The following is a 2,298-nucleotide window of genomic DNA, read 5'->3' as shown; positions in this document are numbered from 1 at the left end:
AGAGCGCTTCCCTGACACGGAAGAGGTCACTGGTTCAATCCCAGTATCGTCCACACCTCCGAGTCCCCCGGGCCCCTTCGGCCCGGGGGACTTCGTCTTGGGCCCCGCGCCCGTCCCGACGGACACCCGTGCGCGGACGGACGCGCTCAGGACGAACCCGCCGACCCGCGAACGCACGTAGCCCGGGCAGCCATGGGCTGCCCGGGCTCACATGCCGTCCGCCACACCCCCGTCCCCACGGGGTTGATCAGGAAATCCCCAACCCGGGCCGCTCTCCCGGGCCCGGGGCGCCTGCTCAGCGCCCCAGCATTCCTGCCACGGACGACGCCTGGGTGATCACCGCCTCCACCCCTCCGAACAGCATGGCGAGCAGAAGGGCGAAGGGAAGGACCATGACCGTGGCGACCAGAGGATGACGCGACCCCGACGTCCGGGAACCGGCCAGAGCGGCCGCGAGGCCGGTCAGCCGCCGACCCGGGGCCCGGAGGGCTGCGCGCCCCACCGTGTGCGCCATGTTCGAACTCCCGTCGTGTGAAGGGCGGCGGGTGGGTGACCTCGGGGGACGAGTGCTGCACCCGCCGCTTGCCATCAAACCTAGGCGCTGACGGCAGCCCGGGCGTCATGCCCGCGTACCGACTGCGGGGCATCCCCCAGGAGGACCCCCGGGGCGTTCGCGTACTCCCCAAGGTGGAGATGGATACCGGCCATCCTCGGGAAGACCCGGAAGGGGCGCTCCCCGCGCAGGTCAGCGGGCAGCTCAGTGGCGTCGCGCCGGACGGGCGGCGAGGTGACGTCGATCACCCGTTCCCCCGCGCCGCGGGCAGGGTCCTCCACGTCTCGCCGAGGCCGTCCGCGACCGCGGGCCGCCGGCCGCCCCCGCACCCGGAAGCTGGTGGTTCATCAGTTCATGGCTGGGCAGGAGCAGTTGGGCGGCCGCAGTGCAAGCGGACGTCAGTTCGCCCTGGGAGCAGCGGACTTGCCACTCAGCCGTCACGCGCGGAACGCGTCCACGCCGTGCGCGCGGCCTTGCGGCGCGGGGAGGCGCCAGTCCGTAAGCTGTCTCCGTCAGACGGACCGGGCACGTGGGGCCTCCCCCACCGGAGGTAGGGGAAGGGACATGGCGATGATGCGGCTCCGACGTGAGGACCCGCGAGTCGTCGGCTCGTTCAAGCTCCACCGGCGGCTGGGCGCGGGCGGCATGGGTGTCGTCTACCTCGGTTCGGACCGCCGTGGCCAGCGGGTCGCGTTGAAGGTCATCCGGCCGGATCTCGCCGAGGACCAGGAGTTCCGCTCACGGTTCGCCCGCGAGGTGTCCGCCGCCCGCCGGATCCGCGGCGGCTGCACGGCCCGGCTCGTCGCGGCGGACCTGGACGCCGAACGGCCCTGGTTCGCCACCCAGTACGTGCCGGGTCCCTCCCTGCACGACAAGGTGAACGAGGGCGGGCCGCTGTCCCCGGCCCAGGTGGCCGCCATCGGGGCCGCCCTCGCCGAGGGGCTCGTCGCCGTCCACGACGCGGGGGTCGTCCACCGCGACCTCAAGCCGTCGAACATCCTCCTGTCCCCCAAGGGCCCGCGCATCATCGACTTCGGCATCGCCTGGTCGACGGGCGCGAGCACGCTCACCCACGTGGGGACGGCGGTGGGCTCCCCCGGCTTCCTCGCCCCCGAGCAGGTGCGCGGCGCCGCCGTGACCCCGGCGACGGACGTGTTCTCCCTCGGCGCGACCCTGGCCTACGCCGCGACCGGCGACTCCCCGTTCGGGCAGGGCAGTTCCGAGGTGATGCTCTACCGCGTCGTGCACGAGGAGGCGCAACTGCAGGCGGTCCCGCCCGCGCTGGCGCCCATCGTGCACGCGTGTCTGGCCAAGACCGCCCCGGAACGGCCGACGACGGCCCAGCTCTCGCTGCGGCTCAAGGAGATCGCCGCGCGCGAGGCCCGGGGCCTGCCGCAGGGCGTCGCGCCGATCCCCCGCCCGGCCACCCAGCGGGCGGCCGAGCCCGCGCAGCCGCGCACCGAACGCGGCACCGGGCCGACGCCCCGGCCCACACCGCCCTCGTCCGAGCGCGTACGTCCCCGCCCCCGGCCCGGTGGACCCGCCGGGCCCGGCGGCACCCGCCGGCTCCCCGGCGGCGGCACCGGGGGGCACCCCGCCGTCGACGGCCGTACTCCCCCGCCCCGGGCACTGGCACGTCCGCGCGGCCATGACGCCGGGCCGCGGCCGGAGCCCGCCGACGGCCGCGGGGTCCGCTCCACCGGGGCCCGGCGCGGCCCCCGGACGGGCGGTGAGCGGCGGCGGCC

Annotated in this window: 2 protein-coding genes and 1 tRNA gene (1 of these 3 only partly in view); 2 read left to right on the top strand and 1 reads right to left on the bottom strand. The window is 75.5% G+C overall.

Features of this window, described 5'->3' with window-relative positions:
• A tRNA-OTHER gene (locus HPT28_RS06575) sits at window positions 1–53 on the top strand; it begins 59 nt to the left of the window's first position.
• 242 nt (window positions 54–295) lie between these two features.
• Here HPT28_RS06575 and HPT28_RS06570 read toward each other — a convergent pair.
• Window positions 296–514 carry a hypothetical protein gene (locus tag HPT28_RS06570; protein ID WP_219089989.1) on the bottom strand — a complete coding sequence of 73 codons (219 nt, stop codon included), beginning with the start codon at window positions 512–514 and terminating at the stop codon, window positions 296–298.
• Between the two features lie 603 nt (window positions 515–1,117).
• Here HPT28_RS06570 and HPT28_RS06565 point away from each other — a divergent pair.
• A partial coding sequence (locus tag HPT28_RS06565) for a serine/threonine-protein kinase (RefSeq protein ID WP_257578157.1) occupies window positions 1,118–2,298 on the top strand: 1,181 nt, incomplete at its 3' end.

Origin of the sequence: Streptomyces sp. JJ38 (assembly GCF_019303475.1) — a bacterium.
Taxonomy (GTDB): Bacteria; Actinomycetota; Actinomycetes; order Streptomycetales; family Streptomycetaceae; genus Streptomyces.
This window is presented reverse-complemented; position numbering and strand designations above follow the sequence as displayed.

Excerpts from the sequence above, each read along its gene's own strand:
- HPT28_RS06570 (WP_219089989.1), bottom strand. The coding sequence starts at position 514 with ATGGCGCACACGGTGGGGCGCGCAGCCCTCCGGGCCCCGGGTCGGCGG.